This window comes from Streptomyces sp. NPDC051684 (assembly GCF_044453445.1).
Classification (GTDB): domain Bacteria; phylum Actinomycetota; class Actinomycetes; order Streptomycetales; family Streptomycetaceae; genus Streptomyces.
The window spans coordinates 276018-291982 of sequence record NZ_JBITCS010000005.1 but is presented as its reverse complement, the minus strand read 5'-3'; the positions used below and the strand labels follow the sequence as shown (position 1 = coordinate 291982).

Here is a 15965-nt window from a genome sequence, read left to right as displayed (position 1 = left end):
TCTACTGACCGGTGACTATATAGCTCTATCACGGGCAAAATGGCGCATTAGGCCATCAAGCTGTATTTGAGGCCGGCTTCGCCGATTGAAGAGGGGCACAGGAGGGTTCCTCGTGGGCGCCCCCTCCGTCCGGCCCGGTGTATCCACCGCGTCCCGCGATGTCTACGGTGGTGCTGGGAGTGCCAGGCCTCGGGAAACGACAGGAACCTGAAGGGCCGACAGGAGACGGGCGGAGTGCGGGCCATGGGGGACGAGCGGGCGAGCGGCGCCGGGCATGGGCGGGTGATCGCCGGGCGGTATCGCGTCGTCGGGCGGCTCGGCAGTGGCGGGATGGGCACCGTGTGGCGGGCCGTCGACGAGCGGTTGGGGCGCGAGGTCGCCGTCAAGGAGCTTCGGTCGTTCGACGGTGTCGACGGGCTGGATCCGGCCGAGCAGCGGTTGCGGATGCAGCGCGAGGCGCGGGCCGCCGCGCGGGTGCGGCATCACGGGGTGGTCGCCGTGCACGATGTCACCGAGCACGAGGGCCGTCCGGTGATCGTGATGGAGTTCGTCGACGGTGAGTCGTTGCAGGGGCTGTTGCAGCGGCGGGGCTCTGTCGACCCCCTTGAGGCGGCTCGGATCGGTGTCCAGGTGATGGACGCGCTCGCGGCCGCGCACCGCGCCGGGGTGTGGCACCGGGACGTCAAGCCCAGCAACATCCTGCTCGAGCGCGGTGGCCGGGTCGCGCTCACCGACTTCGGGATCGCCGCGCTCCAGGAGCCGGGTGACGGTGCTGCCACCCGCATCACGCGCAGTGGTGAGCTCGTCGGCTCGCTGGACTACCTCGCGCCCGAGCAGGCTCGCGGGGGTGAGGTGGGGCCCGCCGCGGATGTGTGGGCGCTGGGCGCCTCGCTGTACTCGGCCGTCGAGGGGGCGCCGCCGTTCCGCCGCGCCTCCACCTGGTCGACCATCGCCGCGATCGTCACCGAGCCGCTGCCCGAGCCCCGGCAGGCCGGGCCGCTGGCGCCCGCACTTGCCGAACTGCTCGACAAGGAACCGGAGTTGCGGGCCGATGCCGTGCGTGCCGCGCAGCTGTTGCGGGCCACCGCCGCGGGCCAGCCGTTGCCGCCCCCGTCGCCCGACACCGTGCGTCTGCGTCGCCAGCGGGGTGAGCAGCAGATTTCGGGGGCCGGTCCCGATGGCCTCGTCGCCGGGGCGTACCCCGCGTACGACTCCCCGGCGCGCCCCGGGCCGGGCGGCGCGCCGACCGTCACCGCTCAGCAGCGCGGCACCACGCGCCGTCGTGGGGCCGTCGCCGCCGCGGTGGCAGCTGTGCTGCTCGTCGGTGGCGCGGTGACGTACCTGGTGACCAGTCGGGGGAGTAGCGCGGCGGGGCCCGCCGCCCACGGCACCACGTCGGCGACTTCGCCGGCGCGCACCCCGTCCGATGAACCGTCCGATGCGGCGTCCAACTCACCGTCCGGCGGCCCTTCGGCCTCGGACCCCGCCGACGGCTCCCCCAGCGCCTCCCCGAGCGACGCCCCTTCCCCCGCCTGCACCCACATCGACGGCGGCAAGTCCAACTGCCGCGTGTGGCGGTCCGCCACCTCGTACGATTCCCGGCACCGCCCCGTCGGCACCATCCACCCGGGCACCAACTACTTCTACTGCCAGGCCAAGCTCACGCAGCGCGAGACGTACGGCAAGTGGACCAATGTCTGGTGGGCGAAGACGGACGACGACACCGGCAACGCCGGGGTGTTCGTCAGCGACGTCTACCTCACCGGCGGGCGGAACGACCGGCCCGTGCCGGGGCTCGCGGTCTGCTGAGCCGCCGGCGAGAGCCCCACCGGCACACCTCTATGAGGCATCCCCATTGGTCATAGAATCGACGTGTGACGAACGACGATTCCGCATTCGCAGCACTGGGCGCGCTGGGTGATCCCGTACGCCGTCGCCTCTATCGCTACGTCGCCGCCCAACCGGACGACGTAGGGCGTGACGCGGCCGCCGAGGCGGTCGGGGTCTCACGGTCGTTGGCCGCGTTCCATCTGGACAAGCTGGTCGAGGCGGGGCTGTTGGCCGCGTCGTCGCGGCGGCTGTCCGGGCGTACGGGGCCGGGTGCCGGGAGGCCCGCGAAGGTGTACCGGCGCGCCGAGGGCGAGCACTCGATGTCCGTTCCGCCCCGGTCCTACGACTCCGTGGGCCATCTGCTGGCCTCGACCGTGGAGAACGCGGGCCTGGACCGGGAGTTGCAGGATGCGGCCCGGGCCGCGGCTGCGGCGCAGCCGGACATCGACTCCAACGATCTGGTCGACGTGCTGGCCGAGCGTGGTTACCAGCCCTTCTGGGACGAGGGAACGCTGCGCCTGCGCAACTGCCCCTTCCATGCCCTGGCCGAGGGATTCCCTGCCTTGATCTGCGGGATGAACCTCGCACTGCTGGAGGGGATCGCACCCGAGACCTGGCGACCCGTCATGGACCCGTGTCCCGGCGGATGTTGCGTGGCACTCTCGCGAAGTTCCGACTGACCCGTCCGTCGGCACCCCGGCCTGCTTCTAAAACAAATACTCGTTGACTATAGAAGAGGGCTCGGCCATGCTGAGCCCATGACTGGCTTTCATTTGGCGCAGGTCAACATCGGCCGCCTCGTCGCCCCGCTCACCGGACCCGAGCTCGCCGACTTCGTCGCGCAGCTTCCCGAGATCAACGCACTCGCCGACGGCAGCCCCGGATTCGTCTGGCGCATGGTCGACGACGCCGGGGAGGACGCGACCGGCTTCCGTCCCGACGGCGCCGACGACATGATCCTGATCAACTGCTCGGTGTGGGAGTCGATCGAAACGCTGCGGGCGTTCACGTACCACAGCGATCACCTGCGGGTGCTGAGCCGGCGCCGCGAGTGGTTCCAGCGCATGGCCGAGGCGCACCAGGCGCTGTGGTGGGTGCCGGCCGGCCATCGTCCGAGCGTCGCGGAGGCGATGGAGCGGGTCGCGCTGATCTGTCAACACGGCCCGGGGCCGGACGCGTTCACCTTCCGTGCCCCCTACCCGGCTCCGGCCGCGACGGCCGGGAGGTGACGGCGCGGGTCAGAGAGTGATCGTCACCGCCGATGCGCGGTCGCTCCACGTGAGGTGCCGGTCGGCCACACCAAAGCCCTGACCGCAACGCCCGCACCCCCTGCGTACGCGCCCCTCAAGCCTTCCGTTCAACTCGACACCTCCGTCAACATCCGCCACCCCGGCGCATAGCGCCCATGCAGGACCAATGACGCGGCGCCCACCGCGCCCGCCGTCTCCCCGATGAGGCTGGGTTCGACCGTCACACCGCCGAGCGCGCGGACCACCGACGTCGTGTTGACGACCTTGTCGATCTCCTCGCCGAGCAGCTGTTCCACGCCGACCAGCGCCTCGCCGCCCAGCACCACCCGGCTCACGTCGAGGAGCGCCACGGCGCCGCGCACCGCTTGCCCCATCCGGCGGCCCGCGAGCCGCACCACGTCGCAGGCTGCCGCGTCCCCGGCGCGTGCCGCGCGGCGCAGCAGTTTCCAGTCGGCGCGCACCGCGGCGGGATTGCCGGTGAGGCCGATGCGGCGTGCGGCGGAGGCGCCGTGTCGGGCGTACAGGTCTTCGACCAGGGCGGCGGGGTTGCAGTAGGGGCCGAGGCAGCCGTTGCTTCCGCAGTCGCAGCGGCGGTTTCCGGGTTCGGCCTGGGCGTGGCCGATCTCGCCCGCGTTCCCCGAATCTCCGCGCAGCACTTGACTGTTGAGCATGATGCCCGCGCCGATCCCCGCGCCCATGTACAGATACAGGAAGCCGTCCGCACGGTCCTCGCCGCCGATCCAGCGTTCGCCGATGGCCGCGGCCGTCGCGTCGTTGTCCATCGCCACCGACATGCCGGTTTCCTGCGCGAACATGTCAAGCAGGGGTACGCGCCGCCAGCCGTCGAAGTTCGGCGGGTCCACCACCGCGCCCGCCTGGGCGTCGATGGGGCCCGGCGCCGCGATCCCGAGGCCCAGCAACCGACCGCGGTCGATCGCGGCGCGCTCGGGCAGGCGCAGCGCCGCGCGCGCCACCCGGTCGACCACCTCGGCGGGATCGCTGGGGCGCGGCAGCGCGAAACGGCGGCTGAGCAGCACCGATCCGGCGAGGTCGACCAGGACGATCACGGCGGCGTCCGGGTCGAGGTGCACCCCGAGGGCGTAGGCGCCGTCGGCGCGCGCGGTCAGCAGCGTACGGCGTTTGCCTCCACTGGAGGGTGCGTGTCCGGACTCGGCGATCAGGCCCTCGTCGAGCAGGCGGCGCACGACGTTCGACACGGTCTGGTTGGTGAGGCCGGTCAGCGGGCCCAACTCGACGCGGCTCACCGGCCCTTTGGTCCGGATGGCGGCCAGGACGACGGCCTGGTTGTAGCCGCCGACCCTGGGCAGGTTGGTGCCGCCGCGCGCCATGAGGTCCCCTCCTTCGAGCAGGTCCGCCCCGGCGGCCTCGCCAACTCGTGGCCGACGCACCGGGTTTCGGCGTCGAGATTATGCAACAGGCGTTGACTTAGTCCATCCATTGGATTTAGGTAATCCACAACGCATCACACAGCACCGCGCACCACGCCCGCACCGTCGGCGACTTCCGCATCGTCGCTCGACCGGTGCACCGCAACACCTCTGGTACCGCCTGCAGTTGAGCGCCCCACGCCGGGCGCCGAGCCGCCACATCCTGGAGGAATCCCTTGCGCAAGAAACTCTTCGCCGCCCTCGCGGTCACCATCGCGACAACGTTGTCTGCAACCGCTTGCGGGGGCTCCGGATCCTCCGCGGGCGGCGACTCGATCAAGGTCGTCTACTGGCAGCACCTGGACCAGAACGACCACAAGCAGCAGAAGTTCCTCGCCTCGATGAAGACGTCGTTCGAGAAGGCCCACCCGGGCAAGAAGGTGCAGATCGTTCCGGTCACGGCCTCGGAGAACGACTACTACACAAAGATCCAGCTCATGATGCGCTCGCCCTCGACGGCGCCCGACCTGGTCTACGAGGACACCGCGCTCATCAACTCCGACATCGCCAGCGGTTACCTCAAGCCACTCGACGAGTACGTCGGGAAGTGGGCCGACTGGGGCAAGTTCGCGAAGGCCGCCAAGTCCGCCGTCTCCTCCCCCACCGACGGCAAGACCTACGGCGTCCCGGACGACACCGACACCCGCGGCATCTGGTACAACCAGAAGCTGCTGAAGAAGGCGGGCATCAAGACGCCTTGGCAGCCGAAGAGTTGGCAGGACCTTCTGGACACGGCGCGGACGCTGAAGAGGAAGCTGCCGGGTGTCATTCCGATGAACCTGTACACCGGCCAGGCCGGTGGCGAGCAGTCCACCATGCAGGGCTTCGAGATGCTGCTCTACGGCACCGATGCCGCCGGTGACTCCCTGTACGACGCCAAGAAGAAGAAGTGGATCGTCGGCTCGCAGGGCTTCAAGGACGCGCTGAAGTTCGTGCACACCGTGTACGACGAGGATCTGGGCCTGGACAAGTCCACCGCGCTCGGCCCCAACGCGGGCACCGAGGTCGGCACGAAGCTGCTGCCGAAGGACAAGCTCGCCATGAACATCGACGGTTCGTGGATGGCCAACAACTGGCTGAAGACCGGTCCTGCCCCGTGGCCCGACTGGTCGAAGTCGATGAAGTCCGCCGCCATGCCGACGCAGCACGGCCAGGCGCCCGGCAAGGTCAGCATGTCGGGCGGCTGGGCCTGGTCGATCCCGGCGAAGGCCAAGAACCCCGATCTGGCCTGGCAGTTCGTCAAGGCGATCAAGAACAAGGACAACTCGGTGAAGTGGAACATCATCGAGTCCACGACCGCCGTGCGCACGGACGTCGCCGCCGACCCGAAGTACCTCAACGCCACCCCGACCAACAAGTTCTTCACCGACCTCGTGAAGTACACCCACTTCCGCCCGGCGCTGCCGAAGTACCCGCAGGTGTCCAACGCCGTCACCAAGGCCATGGAGTCCGTGACCACCGGGCAGGCCTCGGTGGACGAGGCCGCCAAGACCTATGACCAGGACCTGGGCACGGCCGTCGGTCCCGACGCCACCGTCAAGGGCGCGCGATGAAATCCGCCGTCGCCACCGCCGGTCCCGGGGAGCGCGCGGCCGCCCGCGCCCCCGCCGGTCGCTCACTGCTGCGCGGCATGCCCCTGCTGCCGTCGGTCGTCCTGCTCGCCGTGTTCCTCGCGGGACCGATCCTGTACTGCGTCTACGACGCTTTCACCGACGCCCAGTTGACCGGCGCCGCCGAGACGAACTTCGTCGGCCTGGACAACTTCACGCGGGCGCTCGACGATCCGAACTTCCTCAACGCCCTGTGGCTGACCCTGGTGTTCGTCGTCGGCTCCGCCGTCATCGGGCAGAACACCCTCGGACTGAGCCTCGCCGTGCTGGCCGAGAAGGCGACCAAGCCGCTGCGCACGCTCACCAACGGTGTCGTGATCGCCGCCTGGGTGCTGCCCGAGGTCGTCGCCGGCTACCTGATGTACGCGTTCTTCTACAAGCAGGGCTCGCTCAACGACGTCCTCGGCTTCCTGGGACTGCCGCAGCAGAACTGGCTGTACACGCTGCCGATTCTCGCGGTGTGCCTCGCCAATGTGTGGCGCGGCACCGCCTTCTCGATGATGGTGTACTCCGCCGCGCTCAACGAGGTGCCGCGCGAACTGGTCGAGGCCGCCGAGATGGACGGCGCTGGTGTGTGGCACCGGCTGTGGCACGTGACGCTGCCGGTCATCCGCCGCACCATCATGACCAACCTCATGCTGATCACCCTGCAGACGCTCTCCGTCTTCGGGCTGATCTACGCCATGACGCGCGGCGGCCCCGGCAACAAGAGCCAGACCCTGCCGGTCTTCATGTACCAGCAGGCCTTCCAGAACAGCATGATCGGCTACGGCACGGCGATCGCACTGGTGCTGCTGGTCGTCGGCGCGCTGTTCTCCGTCGTGTATCTGAAGCTGCTCAAGGTGGAGGAGGACTGATGGCCACCACCGATCTGCTGCCCGCCGCCGAGGCCGGCCGCGCTGACGGCGGCGCCCGCCCCACCCCCGCCACGGGTACGGCGCGTCGCCGGATCCGCCCCGGGCGCATCGTCGTCCATGTCGTCCTGCTGGTGATCAGCCTGCTGTTCGTGCTGCCGCTGGTGTGGATGGTGTTCGCGGCGTTCAGCTCGACGGCCAGCTTCGAGCTGAACGTGCCCGCGCCGCCGACGCTCGACAACTTCCACGCGATCCTGAACGCCGAGACGACGTACCGTCCGCTGCTCAACGGGTTACTGCTGTGCGGCGGGGCGACCCTGCTGTGCGTGGTCGCGTCGATCCTGGCCGCGTATCCGCTGTCGCGCTACCGCTCCCGGCTGCGCCGCCCGTTCCTCTACACGGTGCTGTTCACCACCGGGCTGCCCATCACCGCCGTGATGATCCCCGTCTACAGCATGTTCGTGCAGGTCGAGCTGATCGACTCGATGTTCGCGACGACGCTGTTCCTGGCGGCGTCCGCACTGCCCATCGGGATCTGGCTGATGAAGAACTTCATGGACGGTGTGCCCATCGTCCTGGAGGAGGCCGCCCGGATCGACGGCGCGAACGCCATGCAGTCGCTTGCCCGTGTGGTGCTGCCGCTGATGTGGCCGGGTGTCACCGTCGTCACCGTGTTCACCTTCATCAGCATGTGGGGCAACTTCTTCGTGCCGTTCGTGCTGCTCCTGTCGCCGGAGAAGCTGCCGGCGTCGGTGAGTGTGTTCACGTTCCTCAGTGCCCACGACCAGACGCAGTACGGGCAGTTGGCGGCGTTCTCCCTCGTCTACACGCTGCCCGTGGTGATGCTGTACCTGCTGCTGACCCGCAAGCTGGGCGGCGGGTTCGCCCTCGGCGGTGCCCTCAAGGGCTGAGTTCGCATTCGCGGGACGAGCCAACTCATCTCCCGTGCAGCCAGTCCTGTTCAACGCTCTTCGAAAGGTGTTCTGTGCACTCCGACCGCGACATCGTCCAGCACCGCCTCCGGCGCGTCCTCGACGAACGCATCCGGCCCGCCGTCCACGCCACCTCCGTCCCCCTGGAGATCGGGATCTGGCAGGTGCCGGGCGAGCCGGTGCCGGTGGCCGAGGGCCTGGCCGCCGACTACCGGCCCGTGGACGTGGGCGCCGCCTGGGGTCCCGCCTGGACCACGAGCTGGTTCAAGGTCAGCGGCCGCGTCCCCGAGGAGTGGGCCGGCCGCCGTGTGGAGGCCGTCGTCGACCTCGGCTTCGGCACCACCGAGCCGGGCTTCTCCGCCGAGGGCCTGGCGTACCGGCCCGACGGCACGGCCGTGAAGGCGCTCAACCCGCGCAACACATGGCTCCCGGTGGCCGAAACGGCCGTCGGTGGCGAGGAGTTCGTGTGTTACGTCGAGGCGGCCGCGAACCCGCTCGTCATGCACTCCGGGCCCGAGGACCGCACCTTCGCGATCACCCCGCTCGGCGGCCGTGCCCCGTGGCTGGACGAGGAGGGTGCCTCCAACGGTGAGCCGATCTACCGGCTGCGCCGCCTCGACCTGGCCGTCTTCGACGCGGAGGTCTACGACCTCGTCCATGACATGGAGGTCCTCGACCAGCTGATGCGGGAGCTGCCCGAGCAGTCGCCGCGCCGCTGGCAGATCCTGCGGGCGCTGTCGTCGGCGCTCGACGCCGTGGACCTCCAGGACATCAGCGGCACCGCGGCCGCCGCCCGCGAGATCCTCGCCCCCGCGCTCGCCGCCTCCGCCGCCAACGGTGAGCACCGCATCTCGGCGATCGGGCACGCCCACATCGACACGGCGTGGTTGTGGCCGCTGCGCGAGACGGTGCGCAAGGTCGCGCGCACCGTCTCCAATGTCACCCAACTCATGGACGAGCACCCCGAGTTCCGTTTCGTGATGTCCCAGGCCCAGCAGCTCGCCTGGCTCAAGGAGCACCGGCCCGACGTGTACGAGCGGGCGCAGGAGAAGGCGAAGACGGGGCAGTTCGTGCCGACGGGCAGCCTGTGGGTCGAGCCGGACACGAACATCACCGGTGGTGAGGCGCTGGCCCGGCAGTTCATCCACGGCAAGCGGTTCTATCTCGACGAGTTCGGCGTCGAGACCGAGGACATGTGGCTGCCGGACACCTTCGGCTACAACGCGGCGATGCCGCAGCTGATGAAGCTGGCCGGGGTGCGCTGGTTCCTCACGCAGAAGATCTCGTGGAACACCACGAACAAGTTCCCCCACCACACGTTCTGGTGGGAGGGCATCGACGGCACCCGTATCTTCAGCCACTTCCCGCCGGTCGACACGTACAACAGTGACCTGTCGGGGGCCGAGGTCGCGCACAGTGTGCGCAACTTCCAGGACAAGGGCGCGGCCAACCGTTCGCTCGCCCCGTTCGGCTACGGCGACGGCGGCGGCGGTCCGACCCGGGAGATGCTGGCGCGCGCCGAGCGGCTTGCGGACCTGGAGGGTTCGGCGCGGGTCGAGATCGAGAAGCCGGGCGACTTCTTCGCCAAGGCGCTCGAGGAGTACTCGGACGCGCCGGTGTGGGTGGGCGAGCTGTACCTGGAGTTCCACCGGGGCACGCTGACGAGCCAGATCGCGACCAAGCAGGGCAACCGGCGCAGTGAACACCTGCTGCGCGAAGCGGAGTTGTGGGCGGCGACGGCGACGCTGCGCACGGGGGCGGCGTACCCGTACGAGGCGATCGACCGGCTGTGGAAGACGGTGCTGCTGCACCAGTTCCACGACATCCTGCCGGGTACGTCGATCGCCTGGGTGCACCGCGAGGCGGAGGAGACGTACCGTCAGGTCGCGGCGGAGCTCGGCGAGTTGATCGAGTCGGCGCAGACCGCGCTGGCGGGCCCCGCCTCCGACGACGGCTCGCGGGTCGTCTTCAACGCCGCTCCGCACGCCCGCGCGGGAGCCGCCGCCCTGGGGGCGACGGTGAGCCGTGAGCCGGCGGCGGTCACGGTCGAGGCGCAGCCCCGGGACGGCGGGTACGTCCTGGACAACGGCCTGGTCCGGATCGTGATCGACGACCGGGGTCTGGTCACCTCGGCGTACGACATCGAGGGCGAGCGCGAGGCGCTGCCGCCGGGCGCGGTGGCGAACCTGCTCCAGCTGCACCAGGACTTCCCGAACCAGTGGGACGCGTGGGATCTGGACGCCTTCTACCGCAACACCGTCACGGACCTGACGGCGGCGGAGTCGGTGACCGTCGTGGACGGCGGTGTGCGGGTCGTGCGTGCCTTTGGTGACTCGCGCATCGAGCAGACCCTCGCGCTGGCGCCGGGCGCCCGTCGGCTGGACGTCGACACGGTCCTCGACTGGCACGAGACGGAGAAGCTGCTCAAGGCCGCGTTCCCGCTGGATGTGCGGGCCGGGCACTCGACGGCGCAGGTGCCGTTCGGGCACGTCGAGCGGCCCACGCACACCAACACCAGTTGGGACGCCGCGAAGTTCGAGGTGTGCGCGCACCGCTTCCTGCACGTCGGCGAGCGGGACTGGGGCGCGGCCCTCGTCAACGACTCGACGTACGGGCACGACGTCACGCGTGATGTGCGCGAGGACGGTGGCACCACCACGACGGTCCGGCTGTCCCTGGCCCGTGCGCCGCGCTTCCCGGACCCCGACACCGACCAGGGCACGCACCGGCTGCGCTACGCCCTGCTGATCGGTGCGGACGTCGACGACGCGGTCCGTGAGGGCTACCACCTCAACCTGCCGGAGCGTTCGGTGTCCGGCTCCACGGAGGTGGCGCCGCTGGTCGCCGTCGACAACCCCGCGGTGGTGGTCGAGACGGTCAAGCTCGCCGACGACCGTTCGGGCGACGTCGTGGTCCGCCTGTACGAGTCCCGGGGCGCCCGCGCCACCGCCCTCCTCTCCCCCGGCTTCCGCCTCGCGTCGGCGACAGCCACCGACCTGCTGGAGCGCCCGCGGGCCGCCGATGAGCCCGCGTGCGACGTCACGGACGCCGGGGTGCGGCTGCGCCTGCGGCCGTTCCAGATCCTGACGGTGCGGATGGCGGCCGGGCGGGACTGAGGACGCCGCACATGCGTGACGGGGCCCCGCGGACGTGACTGCGGGGCCCCTTTCTTCCGAAACACTCGGCTTTCTTCCGAGCACTCGACTTTCTTCCGAAACACTCGACGACCAGGAGGTCACTCGACATGGAGGACAACGACCGTCAGGCACACAGCCGTCGCGGCATGCTCAAGGCCTCGGTCACCGTGGTCGGTGCGGCGCTCGGCGGGACGGCCGCCGGTGCGGGCAGTGCCGCCGCGGCCGGGGCGGCGCCCGAGCGGTTTCCGCGCGGCCCCGCGACCTTCCCTATGGGTCCGTTCAACAAGAGCGGGGCGAACCCGATTCTGCGGCCCGAGCCCTCGCACGAATGGGAGTCGGCGTATCTCTACAACCCCTGTGCCCTCGTGGTGGGCGGCAGGATCGCGTTGCTCTACCGGGCGCAGAACAAGGCGAAGAGGTCCAGCATCGGGCTCGCCTGGAGCAAGGACGGCGTCACGTTCGAGCGCAGGGCGGAGCCGGTACTGACACCGAGCGAGCCGTACGAGTTGCCCGGCGGGTGCGAGGATCCGCGGGTGGTGCACATCGGAGACACCTTCTACATGACGTACACGGGGTACGACGGGACGAGCGCGCTGTTGTGCCTGGCGACGTCGAACGACCTGGTGCACTGGAAGAAGCACGGGCCGCTGTTCCCCGAGTTGCACGACCCGATCCACGGTGACAAGCCGTGGAACAAGTCGGGTGCCATCCTCAGCACCCCCATCGACGGCACGTACTGGATGTACTTCGGTGAGTCCAATGTCTTCTGGGCGCGGTCGAAGGACCTGATCCACTGGGAGACCGTCGGGAACGACGATCCGGTGGCGAAGCCCGTGCACCCCTGGGAGGGGTCCCTGATCGAGCCCGGTCCGCCACCGCTGCGCACGGACGACGGGCACATCCTGCTCGTCTACAACGCCCGGTCGGACGGCAAGGGCGGGTACACCAAGGGCCAGTACTCGACCGGGCAGCTCCTCATCGACCCGGCCGACCCGACCAAGGCGGTGGCCAGGCTGGAGCGGCCGTTCCTGGTGCCGACCTCGGCGGACGAACAGGACGGCCAGGTCAATCATGTGGTGTTCACCGAGGGGTTGGTGAGATTCCGCGACGCCTGGTTCCTGTACTACGGCATGGCGGACTCGGTGCTAGGGGTCGCGGTGTGGCGCCCCGTCCGCACGGGCTGAACGGTCACACCTGTCATGCGGCCTTGCGGTCGGATTCTCTGGTGGTGTTCGCTTCTCGGCCGCTCCGCTCGTCACCATGGACGAGACGGAGATGACTCCGAAGGTGTCCGGATCCCGGGCGGCTCACGCCGCCCATACGGTCTTCTATGCGGTCCATGCCGAGCAGGAGCAGTGCCATGGCCGGCAGGAGCAAAAGAGCCACGATCAGCATCGGTGGCTTCCTTTCCTCGACTTCTCACTTTTCGCCTGCCCTGCGCACGGACCTCCATGAGCGCGATGATGTGATGATTCCGTAACGCTATGGATTGCCGTTGATATCGCTATCTGGGCGATTCTCCGGGATGGGTGGACCGACACTCCGGCCCGCGCACCACCTGTGGTGCGCGGGCCGGAGTGTGGGTCGGGGCCCGTCAGTGGGTCGCACCGAGTTCCGCGTCCTCCATGCGGGACTCCTCGCGGGCCTCCTCGATGTTCTCCAGCACGCGCTCGCGCGGGAGTTTCACGCGCAGCGCCAGCAGGTAGACGAGCGCGGTGAGCGCGAGGTTGGCGACGAAGCCCCAGCCGAGGCCGATCCAGCCGAGGCCGCCGTCGTAGTCACCGATCCGGCTGATCACGGCGAGGCCGACCAGCCACGGCAGTACCCAGGTCGCGCCCGACTTCCAGTCCATGCTCGGGGCGTGTCCCTTGTCGAGCGCCTGGAAGACCGCGAGGAGGACGAAGCCGATGCAGATGGTGAGGAACAGCTTGTAGTTGGTGTTCCAGCCCGCCCAGTACACGATCAGGTTCGCCGAGTAGAGGCCGAGGAACGGGATGATGTCACCGCCGGGGATCCGGTACGGGCGTTCGTGTTCCGGGATCTGACGGCGCATCACGGCCAGGACGAGCGGCCCCGAGCCGAAGGACAGGACGGTGGCCGAGGTGATGAAGCCGACCAGTTCCTGCCAGCTCGGGAAGGGCAGGAAGACGATCAGCCCGAGAACGAACGTCACGGCCAGGCTGACCAGCGGCGCACCCTTGGGCGTGGTCTTGGCGAGGCCCGCGGGGGCGTTGCGGTTGCGGGCCATGGCGTAGGAGATGCGGGCCGTGACGGTGGTGTAGATGAGACCGGTGTCGGCCGGTGAGATCACCGCGTCCACGTAGAGGATGTACGCGAGCCAGCCGAGGCCGATGGCGCTGGAGATGGCGGCGAGCGGGCCGAAGTCGTTGGCGAAGGCCAGGTTGAGCCAGCCGTGCGAGTGCTGGAGGTCGCTCTTCGGGACCGCGCCGAGGAAGGCGACTTCGAGGAGTACGTAGATCACGCCGGTGAGCAGGACGGAGCCGATGACGGCGAACGGGACGTTGCGTCGCGGGTTGTCGGTCTCCCCCGCGAGTTCGACTCCCTGGCGAAAGCCGAGGAAGGAGAAGGTGATGCCCGCGGTGGAGATCGCCGTGAAGATGCCCTTGGCGCCGCCGGGGGCGAAGCCTCCGTACTCACTGGCTCCGAGGTTGTGCCCGTGGAACGCGGTCACGAAGAACGCCACGATCACCAGCGCGATGGCCAGCAGTTTCCACCAGACGAGGACGTTGTTGACGCGGGCGAACCAGCGGATGCCGTAGTAGTTCAGCAACACGAAGAACGCCATGGCGACGACCGCGACGGCATAGCCGAGCGTGGTCAGGGTGTAGGCGCCGTTGGCCTCGTGGAAATCGGTGAAGTGCGCCCACTTCGTGGCGTATTGGAGGGCGCCCTCGACCTCGATCGGTGCCACCGTCGCGGCGGCGATCCAGGTGATCCAGCCCATGGTGTAGCTGGCGAATGAGCCGAAGGAGAGGTGCGGGAAGCGCACCACTCCCCCGGAAACCGGGAACATGGTTCCCAGTTCGGCGAAGCACAGCCCGATGAGGAGAATCATCACGGCGGCTATCGCCCACGAGAAAATGGAAGCGGGCCCGGCTATCTTCGCCGCGTTCAACGCGCCGAAGAGCCAGCCGGACCCGATGATGGATCCCACGCCCGCGAAAAGCAGGCTGATGCGACCCATGTCTCTGCGTAGCGCTGTTCGTTGCTCCGAGGACTGCCCCGAAGACTCAGTCAGCGTGGCCATCACCACATCCGTCCCTGATCCGCGGCCCGCTCTTACGAGGTCGCTCGCTTGATCTGCTACTGGGCGGCCGTCTGCCCCGCCCACCGAGATCCATGCAGCATGAATCTTGTTTTGCCAAATGATGGGCGGGACAAGGGTGTTGATTGATGTGGTGACGGACCGGCGTCAGCTGTCCTTGACCGGCGCCGCCTCCTTGGTTGGTGCCACGCTGTTCGCCTCGTCCTTGGCCATGTCCTTCGTCATGTTCACGGGCGCCGCTCCGGGCTCCTCGCCGTTCATCACCCGCTTCGCGGTGACGCGGTCCAGGGCGCCCTCCCAGCGGGACACCGCGAACACCGCCACGCAGTTGCCCAGCAGGTTGGTGGCGACCCGCATCGAGTCCATGATCCGGTCGACGCCGAGCAGCAGCGCGACCGCGGCGGCCGGGATGACCCCGAGCGCGGAGGCGGTCGCGGACAGCGCGAGGAACGCCGAACCGGGCACACCCGCCATGCCCTTGCTGGTCAGCATGAGCACGAGGACGACCGTGACCTGCTGCCCGAGGGTGAGGTCGACTCCGACGGCCTGGGCGATGAAGAGAGTGCCGATGGAGAGGTAGATGGAGGCGCCGTCGAGGTTGAAGGAGTACCCCGTGGGCAGCACGAGCCCGACCGCGTCGTCCCGGCAGCCCGCCGCGCGCAGCTTCTGCATCATGCGCGGCATCACGGTCTCGCTGGACCCGGTGCCGAGGGCGAGCAGCAGTTCCTCGCGGGTGTAGCGGACGAACTTCCACAGGCTGAGGCCGGTGACCGCCTTGAGCGCGAGGCCGAGGAACACGAGGAAGAGCAGGGCGACGCCGTAGCAGACGGCGATCAGCTTTCCGTACGTCGACATCGCGCCCACGCCGTACTCGCCGACGAGGTGGGCGGTGGCACCGAAGACCGCGAGCGGGGCGAGCTTCATGATGTAGCCGACGATGGTGAACACGACGTCCTGGGCCTGCTCGATGAAGGGCAGGATCTGCGGGACCTTGCTCTGGCCGAGGTGGAGCAGCGCGGCGCCCACCAGGCAGGCCAGGACGAGGACTTGGAGCAGGGAGTTCTCCGCGAAGGCGCCGACGGCGCTGTCCGGCAGGGATTCCAGGATGAACTGGGCGGTGGACGGCAGGTGTCCGCCGCCGGTCTGCTCGTCGACGGCACCCTTGTCGAGGGTGGCGGGGTCGACGTTCATGCCGGCGCCGGGCGCCAGGAGGTTGCCGGCGAGCAGCCCGATGACGAGAGCGACGGTGGTGGCGACCTCGAACCAGATCAGCGCCTTGACACCGATCCGGCCGAAGGCCTTGAGGTCACCGGCCTTGGTGATGCCCGCGACGACGACGCAGAACACCAGGGGCGCGATCATCGCCTTGATGAGCCGGACGAAGCCGTCGCCGAGGGGCTGCAGGGCCGATCCGGCGTCCGGCCACAGGCGTCCCACGAGGACACCGAGCAGCAGGGCGAGCAGGACTTGAGCGAAGAGACTGGTGCGCAGGAGACGGCCTGCGCGGCGTGCGATGTTTCCGTTGGCGTGCGCCATGGGGCACTCCTACATGGGCGGACATTCTGCATGGCGGAAGATCAATTCCGCGATGCATCACTATCGTTGACGCCCCACCGGC

General features: G+C 69.1%; 11 protein-coding genes. 8 read left to right on the top strand and 3 right to left on the bottom strand.

Annotated elements, in window-relative coordinates; all coding sequences use genetic code 11:
* Window positions 1-243: 243 nt before the first annotated feature.
* The 3 genes from ACIA8D_RS08900 to ACIA8D_RS08890 all read left to right on the top strand — a co-directional run bounded on the left by ACIA8D_RS08900 (window position 244) and on the right by ACIA8D_RS08890 (window position 3059).
* Complete coding sequence (locus ACIA8D_RS08900; RefSeq protein ID WP_399230108.1) at window positions 244-1809, top strand: protein kinase; 1566 nt, start codon at window positions 244-246, stop codon at window positions 1807-1809.
* A gap of 65 nt (window positions 1810-1874) precedes the next feature.
* Complete coding sequence (locus tag ACIA8D_RS08895; protein ID WP_399230106.1) at window positions 1875-2510, top strand: helix-turn-helix transcriptional regulator; 636 nt, start codon at window positions 1875-1877, stop codon at window positions 2508-2510.
* A gap of 78 nt (window positions 2511-2588) precedes the next feature.
* Window positions 2589-3059: a DUF3291 domain-containing protein gene (locus ACIA8D_RS08890; RefSeq protein WP_399230104.1), complete on the top strand. Its 471-nt coding sequence runs from the start codon at window positions 2589-2591 to the stop codon at window positions 3057-3059.
* Window positions 3060-3187: 128 nt separating this feature from the next.
* Here ACIA8D_RS08890 and ACIA8D_RS08885 read toward each other — a convergent pair whose 3' ends face one another.
* A complete protein-coding gene (locus ACIA8D_RS08885) occupies window positions 3188-4429 on the bottom strand; it encodes an ROK family protein (RefSeq protein WP_399230102.1) in 1242 nt (413 codons plus the stop codon).
* Between the two features lie 275 nt (window positions 4430-4704).
* Between ACIA8D_RS08885 and ACIA8D_RS08880 the strand changes: the two genes are divergently transcribed.
* From ACIA8D_RS08880 to ACIA8D_RS08860, 5 genes are all read left to right on the top strand, one after another.
* Window positions 4705-6081: an extracellular solute-binding protein gene (locus ACIA8D_RS08880; RefSeq protein WP_399230101.1), complete on the top strand. Its 1377-nt coding sequence runs from the start codon at window positions 4705-4707 to the stop codon at window positions 6079-6081.
* Window positions 6078-6995 carry a carbohydrate ABC transporter permease gene (locus ACIA8D_RS08875; RefSeq protein ID WP_399230099.1) on the top strand — a complete coding sequence of 306 codons (918 nt, stop codon included), beginning with the start codon at window positions 6078-6080 and terminating at the stop codon, window positions 6993-6995. Before ACIA8D_RS08880 ends, ACIA8D_RS08875 begins: the two co-directional genes overlap by 4 nt.
* On the top strand, window positions 6995-7903 hold the full coding sequence (locus tag ACIA8D_RS08870) for a carbohydrate ABC transporter permease (protein WP_399230098.1): 909 nt from the start codon (window positions 6995-6997) through the stop codon (window positions 7901-7903). The genes ACIA8D_RS08875 and ACIA8D_RS08870 overlap by 1 nt, the downstream gene beginning before the upstream one ends.
* Window positions 7904-7977: 74 nt before the next feature.
* Window positions 7978-11040 carry an alpha-mannosidase gene (locus ACIA8D_RS08865; protein WP_399230096.1) on the top strand — a complete coding sequence of 1021 codons (3063 nt, stop codon included), beginning with the start codon at window positions 7978-7980 and terminating at the stop codon, window positions 11038-11040.
* A 128-nt stretch (window positions 11041-11168) separates the two neighbouring features.
* Window positions 11169-12245 carry a glycoside hydrolase family 130 protein gene (locus tag ACIA8D_RS08860; protein WP_399230094.1) on the top strand — a complete coding sequence of 359 codons (1077 nt, stop codon included), beginning with the start codon at window positions 11169-11171 and terminating at the stop codon, window positions 12243-12245.
* Window positions 12246-12655: 410 nt separating this feature from the next.
* Here ACIA8D_RS08860 and ACIA8D_RS08855 read toward each other — a convergent pair whose 3' ends face one another.
* Both ACIA8D_RS08855 and ACIA8D_RS08850 read right to left on the bottom strand, forming a co-directional pair.
* Window positions 12656-14266 carry an APC family permease gene (locus tag ACIA8D_RS08855; RefSeq protein WP_399230092.1) on the bottom strand — a complete coding sequence of 537 codons (1611 nt, stop codon included), beginning with the start codon at window positions 14264-14266 and terminating at the stop codon, window positions 12656-12658.
* A 228-nt stretch (window positions 14267-14494) separates the two neighbouring features.
* Window positions 14495-15883 (bottom strand): cation:dicarboxylate symporter family transporter, encoded by a 1389-nt coding sequence (locus ACIA8D_RS08850; protein ID WP_399230090.1) that lies wholly within the window; start codon window positions 15881-15883, stop codon window positions 14495-14497.
* Window positions 15884-15965 lie beyond the last annotated feature (82 nt).

Excerpts from the sequence above, each read along its gene's own strand:
- ACIA8D_RS08870 (WP_399230098.1), top strand. The coding sequence starts at position 6,995 with ATGGCCACCACCGATCTGCTGCCCGCCGCCGAGGCCGGCCGCGCTGAC.
- ACIA8D_RS08890 (WP_399230104.1), top strand. The coding sequence starts at position 2,589 with ATGACTGGCTTTCATTTGGCGCAGGTCAACATCGGCCGCCTCGTCGCC.
- ACIA8D_RS08850 (WP_399230090.1), bottom strand. The coding sequence starts at position 15,883 with ATGGCGCACGCCAACGGAAACATCGCACGCCGCGCAGGCCGTCTCCTG.
- ACIA8D_RS08855 (WP_399230092.1), bottom strand. The coding sequence starts at position 14,266 with ATGGGTCGCATCAGCCTGCTTTTCGCGGGCGTGGGATCCATCATCGGG.
- ACIA8D_RS08860 (WP_399230094.1), top strand. The coding sequence starts at position 11,169 with ATGGAGGACAACGACCGTCAGGCACACAGCCGTCGCGGCATGCTCAAG.
- ACIA8D_RS08885 (WP_399230102.1), bottom strand. The coding sequence starts at position 4,429 with ATGGCGCGCGGCGGCACCAACCTGCCCAGGGTCGGCGGCTACAACCAG.
- ACIA8D_RS08875 (WP_399230099.1), top strand. The coding sequence starts at position 6,078 with ATGAAATCCGCCGTCGCCACCGCCGGTCCCGGGGAGCGCGCGGCCGCC.
- ACIA8D_RS08900 (WP_399230108.1), top strand. The coding sequence starts at position 244 with ATGGGGGACGAGCGGGCGAGCGGCGCCGGGCATGGGCGGGTGATCGCC.